This window comes from Streptomyces sp. NPDC102278 (assembly GCF_044766345.1).
In the GTDB taxonomy this organism is placed as follows: domain Bacteria; phylum Actinomycetota; class Actinomycetes; order Streptomycetales; family Streptomycetaceae; genus Streptomyces.
Genome location: NZ_JBIWLV010000033.1, coordinates 21,103 through 27,318, shown reverse-complemented (window position 1 = coordinate 27,318; position 6,216 = coordinate 21,103). Strand labels below are relative to the sequence as shown.

Genomic DNA, 6,216 nt, shown 5'->3' with positions numbered 1-6,216 from the left:
GGTCAGACCCCCACCCACCGGATAACGCATACCACCGGCATAGCGCAGGGATCATGAACCGTCACCACCCGACGACAACCCGCAATCCTCAGTAACCAGGCTCTCGGCCGGCCGCTCGTGAACGGGCGGCAGCCGAACCTGTGATGGTCCGTGTGCCGGGCGGCCCGCCAGCCGCCCGGCACACGCCTGTTCCGCGCTCGTTGAGCGAGAGGGTGGCCAGGCGCGCGTCACGTTGAGGCAGGCCAACGTTGCCGGGTACGGCACCGGGCAGTCCGCTGGAAAGGGCACCCCGAGGAGCGGTGGGCCGGGAGCCGCACCTGGGAGAGAACTGTGGCTCCCGGCCCCGTGGCGCTGTCGGCTGCGAGCTGGTTCGCCAGCCGTCACACGTCGCCGGTCACCGCCCCGGTCTACAGCATCCACTCCCGTCCCTGCCGCCTGATCGCGGGGCGGCAACGTCTGCCGCCCCACGGTTAGGTCGTGGTCCTCAGTAGTCTTGTGGGAGTTGCGCGGCAGGGTTCCGGACGTCCGGTGCGGGAGTTCGGGTCTCGTGGCCGGGCGGGTCGGGGGTGTTGTGTGCGGTGCGGACGGCGTGCATGTGTAGCCACAGGGCTCGCAAGTCTTCGGGGCTTCCGCGGAGGGCGAGAGCGAGGCGGGCGACGAACTGCCAGTCGGCCAGGTGGGCGGCGGGTTCGGTGGATTCCAGGGCGGCGGTGATCTGTGCGGGGGTGAAACTGCTGCTGCCGCGGCACAGGCTGTCGGGTTCCGGAGCCGCCGCGGCGAGCCACATGCCGCGCAGCCCGTTCTGCAAGGCTCGGGCAGTCTTCGCGTGATCTTCCAGGCGGGGTGGGGGAGAGACCCGGATGCCTTGTGCCTTCTCCCACAGGGGGAGCAGATCGTCCGGGTTCGCTTTGCACAGTTCGGCGAACCGCTGGACGACGGGCCATTTCGGGGTCCGCTTGCCCAGCATGATCCGTGACAGCAGCGACGGAGAGATGCCCAACTCGACGGCGAGGCCGCGTCCGGAGAGCGCGGAGGTGCGATGCAGGTGGGTCAGGGCGACGGCGAGTTGATAGCCGGGGTGGCCCGGAAGGGATGCGTTGGCCGGGGTGGGAAGGGTGACGTTTCGCATCCGGACGCGGGTCGCGGTGTGAGCGAGTCCGTCGCCGCGGGCTTGGGGGGCTGAGCCACGGCCGGCGCGCCAGTCCACGATCTTCGCGACCTTGTCGCTCGCGAAGGAGTCCCGGGCGTGGCCGGGCGCCATCGACAGTGCCTTGCCGATGTCCTCCCAACCGGCCCCGTACTCGTGGGCCTGCCGCACAGCCACTGCTTTGAGGTCGGCGATTTCCCGCTCCAGCCGCACGACCTCCTTGACCAGGTCCAGGGGACGCACGACGTAGGGGTGACGGCCGAGGTGGAGGGCCCGATTCGCCTTCGTGCGCAGCGCCTCGGCGATACGCACGACCTCCTGGTCGTGGTAGTCGGAGCGTTGCGGCGCCGACAGGTGACGGTTGCGGTAGGCCGCGGAGCGGCAGTCTTTCGAGCAGTACGTCGGGGGCCGGCCCGACGGCTTCGGGCGGGAGAACTTCTCCTTGCAGTAGGCGCAGATCAGCAGGGCGGCGGTTTCCGGCATCAGTCCTCGAATGGGGTGCTGGCTGTGCTCACACCAAAGAGCTTGAGCACGCGCGGGTTTCGTCAGCGGGGCCCGGCGATCAGTACCGGCCGGGTCAAGGAAGAAATGAAGAAACGGCCTGTCCACCGCTCCCGGGGAAGGGTGGACGGGCCGTTCAGATGCCAGGTCAGACGGCGCCGGGCAGAGCCGGGTGTACGTGCCGCCGGCCTGCTACACGCCTTCGATACCACGTGGAACGCCGCCCGGTCGCCGCCAGAGCAGGTAGAACCAGGACGGCCGCGGCCGCGTGCTGGGGCTCGCGAATGAGCACGATCCCCAGCACCACCACCGCGATGAAGGGAATCAGCTGCACGTTGACACACTTGTCAACGCCCGCAAAGGACTGGATGCCCGCCAAGGGGGGCATGTTACGGTCGAAACCGCTGCTCAGCGCCTCAGGGCGCGGGGCGGAGAATCGAATGAAGGACAAGGTCGCTCCTGACGTTCGAACACGGTGGAAACGGCCACCCCCTGGTGATGGTGTGAGAGCCCGTCAGGGGGCGGCCGCATGCCGACATTAGCCCTCGGACTATGACGCGCTGCCATTACGAGATCGAGAAACGACAAGGCACAGCACCCGGGCAGACAAAGTGTTGAGTCGAACATCCGAATAAGCTTCATTCGATCACTGGCGATCGATTTGAACCCGACTCCGCACACACCGAGACGACGCCGCTCAGCCATGATGCGCCGCCATGTGAGCGCAGTCCCCAATCTCGTTCCGGGCAGGCGGCACCACAGCCTGGGTGTGCGGGAGGCGGGACGGCGGGCGGGCGCTGTACTCGCCGTTGGGTGCCGGCGCCCGACGTGGCCGATCGATCGCCGTCGTCGAAGGCGGCCTCGAATACAGACGAGTACCCCGGAGCCGGTCGTAGCCCGGGGTGCTCGCCTGCGAGGCGCCCGCACCGTCGTATCGAGGCGGGCCTCCTCGTGAAGCCGATCCGGCCGATTCGCCGACAGCTGCCGCTCGTGTGCGAGATCGTCTGAGGGAAGGGCGGGGAATTACGCCCATGGTGCGGTGTGGGAGGTACGGGTGGAGAACGACGAGACCTGGACGTCGGAGGAGTACGGCAAGTCGCACGAGGGCCGGGTCGGGACGCTCCTGGCAGACGGAAGCAGTCCCAAGCCGGTGTACTTCGACTCGAACTCCGGCGGCTTCGGTTGGGAGGCCCGCCATTGGTCCGTCTACGACGGCGGCACCCACCCGCAGCGTCCCCAAGCCGATGCTCTGCAGGGGGAGTGCTCGTGCGGCTGGCGGGGCGAGCCCCGCACCGTGGACTGGACGAATGCCGGCGATCTCCCGTTCCGCGAGCACGGCTGGGGAACAGTCGGGGAGTGCCAGGACGATTGGGACCGGCACATGACGGCCGTCGCCGCCACCACCGTCCCCTTGCCCGCCGATCTGGAGGCACTCCTCCAGACCGTGGCCGAGGCGATCGAGCGCCTGGGCCAGGACGCACCGACCGCCGCCCTGAAAGCCGCCCGCACTCTGGAGCTCATCGCCGCACGCACCGCGCACGGGCCCGCTCACGACGCCCGTGGGCAGGACCCGGAGAAGGTGGCCGCTGCCCTGGGGTTGAACGTCGGCGACTCCCGGTCCCTCCTGGCCCGCTACGGGGGCTGGAGCCACTACGGCTGACCACTCGCGCCCGCGGCGGGTGGTAAGCCGTGGACGAGTGCGCGCGCCTCGACGCGCTTTGGTCCCTTGATCCTGGAGCGGGAGCGACCCGGCCCTATCGCCGCTGAGACCGGCATCGGTCAGGCCGATATTGGCACAGCCGGTGTGGGTGGAGTCTCCCGCGACGGCCGTGGCCGCCTTCTGACCTGTTGGAGGTGGGACCTCGTCGGGCCGGGGTTCGGCGATGCCGTTCCTGTGTCTCCGTTCCTGGTCTGCTCCGTCCGATCGGGCTGGCAACTCGTGGGTCGGTGCTCGTGTCATTCGTCGAAGGTCACTTGGCACGGTTGCCACGGTGGTGTGGGTGTCCCGTCGGGGTCCAGTCCGTGGGGCCACAGTTCGTTGGCCGAAACGGGTTGGTCTGTGAGGGTTGTGGCGTGGCCGGAGTCGGCGAGGTGGCGGGCATGACGCAGTGCGCCTTCCCGATCGCCGGCCGCGTGTCGGAGCCGGACCAGGTGTATGCGGGCGTCAAGGCGGCCCGCACCGGCGGCCTTTTCGGCGGCTGCCTCCGCCTTTTCGGGGTCGCCTGTCATCTGCCACAGCCGAATCAGGGCGCCCCAGGCATCGGGGTGTGCGCTCTCTTCGAGTCGTCTGGCACAGTCCTCGACCGCGTCCCGATCGCCGGCCCGCGCCCGCAGGAGTGCCAGGCTGAGCCAGGCGTCCGGCATGCCGAGGTCGGCGGATTGCTGCGCGGCGGCCTGCGCGCCCGCCAAGTCGCCGGCTTCGTGCCTCAGCGCGGTCAGCGAGCTGTGTGCGGCCAAGTTGCCAAGCTCGGCGGAGCGCTGCATGGACCTTTCCGCACCTGCCATGTCTCCGACCGCGGCCTGCAGCTGAGCAAGCAGGGCCCAGGAACCGAACTCTCCGGCCTCCGCGCCAAGGCGCGCGAACCGCTCCGCCTGCTCAAGCTGTCCCAGTCCCTGGCACAAGAAGACCAAGCCGGACCAGGCCAGGGGGTATCCAGCGTCAGTGGATCGCCGCGCGTACTCTTCCGCGCCCTCCCAGTCGCCGGCCATCCCTCTGTAGGTCGCCAGGGATGACCAGACACCGGTGTAGTGCGCTTCCGCGATCCGCGCTGATTCCTCGGCGCCCTGTCGGTCACCCACCCGTTCCTGCAAGGTCGCCAGATGCGACCATGCCATCGCGGCTCCGGCCTGAGCGGCGCACCGCATGAAATGCAGAGCCCCGGCTAGGTCTCCGGCTTCCTCTCGGATCCAGGAAGCGAGCGTCCAGGCGTCGACTTCGCCGGTCTCTGCGGCACGGAGCGCCAGCAGCTCCGCGCCCTCCCAGTCACGAGCCCGCCGCAGGTCTTGGGCCATCTCCATCAAGGCAGTGGTGTCTCCGGCACGGGCCGCCTTCCCGCGCAGCGCGTCGGCCCATTGCAGGCGGTGGCGCTGTTCTGCGGCCATGGCGAGGTTCCTCAGGTCCTCGGGTCGGGTGAGGAAGGTGTTGGCCGCGGCCCAGAACGAGGCCGGCGGACAGAGCGGGGCGCGCGCGAGACGCCCGTGCTGTTCGAGGTAGTCGGCGAGCCGCATCAGCGGCCCTGCCGGAGCAGCGAGTGCAGGAACGATCGCTGTGTCGGGAGCGGGGCTGTCCGGACGACGTACCGGTCTGAGGGTGCTTTCGTAGAGTGGGGGTTGATGCCCGTGGACGCTTCGGGCGAGCTCCGTGTAAGCGTGCGCGGACCAATCGGCGCCGCGGCGGTCGTAGTCGTGATCGCTGAGGTAGTCGATCGCGGCTTCGGTGAGGAAGCTCCGTGGGAGGCGGAGCCCGACACCCAGACGCCGGGCGTCCATCGCAGCCTCCAGCAGCGCCCGGACCGCGGGCGTGCCGTTCTCGTACCTGCGCAGCAGCTCGGGGGCCCCGGCGAGGTCTTGGGCGAGCCGCCCGTGGACCCTGGCTCGGCCCAGAGCGTCCTCCAGAACAGCGTCGCCGTCTTGGGCTAGGGCCGCCGCGGCGGACAGGGCTTCTTCGTCGAAGGTGTCGGGAATCGCGAGGATGCGCCCCGCAAGGATCGCCCGGACGCGACTGTGCGGGTCCGGCCGGCCGGGGATGGGTGGAGCCGCGTACCTGTCGGCGAACTCGTTCCACAGGGTGCCCAGGACCAAGACCGGACCGCGGCCGGGATCCGTGAGCAGCGTGTGCAGCGCCGCGGCGATCCGTTCGCCTGCTCGTGAGTCGTCGAAGTAGTTCTGGGCCTCGTTGAGCCAGACCACCGTGTGCGGGCCGACCTGGTGGAGGCCTTCGTGGGCGGCGTCGGCACAGGTCGGATCGAAGGGATACCACAGACGCCACCCCTGGGCGTCGAGTGGTTGGACCGCTTCCCAACAAGCGCGGGTCTTGCCCGTGGAGGACGACCCGACCAGGACGAGCATCCGACTTCGGCCTCCGGCGGCTTCGCCGACGACGTCAGCGAGGACCTGATCGTGGGCGCGTGACACATACCCCGAAAGCAGGCGCTTCCGGTTCGCACCCGTGGTGGTAGAAGCGTTTCCGGCGGGACGGACTTCCAAGTCGTGGGGATCCCAGGCACCGATCGCCTTCCCCGGGCCTCCGGAGCCGGTGATGCCCTCACCCGCAGCAGTCCGGCGCAGTGCCAGGAGATCCTGCGTAGGCAGACGCAGCGCCCTCGCCAAGGCGACGACCGTCGCCGGGGACGGCACCTTAGCGTTGGCATTCAAGGCCTGCGAGGTCGACGTACGCCCCAGTCTCGCCCGTAAACGGAGCTGGTTCATGCTCAGTCCCTCGGCGGCCAGGCCATCAGCCAGCATCGCCCGAAGTCGACCCAGCGCCTCCTGCCGCTCACCTGCCTCAACGTCCGCCACCGCGCCCCACCCTCGTGTTCGCCGATGTTCATCTTCGTACGGGCGAACCA

General features: G+C 69.4%; 4 protein-coding genes. 1 reads left to right on the top strand and 3 read right to left on the bottom strand.

Annotated elements, in window-relative coordinates; translation table 11 throughout:
• Positions 1–484 precede the first annotated feature (484 nt).
• Together ACIRO3_RS36405 and ACIRO3_RS36400 are read right to left on the bottom strand one after the other, a co-directional pair.
• Positions 485–1,630, bottom strand: coding sequence for a helix-turn-helix domain-containing protein (locus tag ACIRO3_RS36405; RefSeq protein WP_404143995.1), 1,146 nt, complete (start codon positions 1,628–1,630; stop codon positions 485–487).
• Positions 1,631–1,796: 166 nt separating this feature from the next.
• The gene (locus ACIRO3_RS36400; protein ID WP_404143993.1) at positions 1,797–2,027 is read right to left on the bottom strand and encodes a hypothetical protein; all 231 of its coding nucleotides are present in this window, start codon (positions 2,025–2,027) and stop codon (positions 1,797–1,799) included.
• A gap of 675 nt (positions 2,028–2,702) precedes the next feature.
• On the opposite strand from ACIRO3_RS36400, the gene ACIRO3_RS36395 reads away from it, so the two are divergent.
• Positions 2,703–3,308, top strand: a complete 606-nt coding sequence (locus tag ACIRO3_RS36395) for a hypothetical protein (protein WP_404143992.1) — start codon at positions 2,703–2,705, stop codon at positions 3,306–3,308.
• 296 nt (positions 3,309–3,604) lie between these two features.
• On the opposite strand, the gene ACIRO3_RS36390 is transcribed toward ACIRO3_RS36395, so the two are convergent.
• On the bottom strand, positions 3,605–6,166 hold the full coding sequence (locus ACIRO3_RS36390; RefSeq protein ID WP_404143990.1) for a hypothetical protein: 2,562 nt from the start codon (positions 6,164–6,166) through the stop codon (positions 3,605–3,607).
• Positions 6,167–6,216 lie beyond the last annotated feature (50 nt).

Coding starts and splice junctions, on each gene's coding strand:
- ACIRO3_RS36405 (WP_404143995.1), bottom strand. CDS start 1,630: ATGCCGGAAACCGCCGCCCTGCTGATCTGCGCCTACTGCAAGGAGAAG.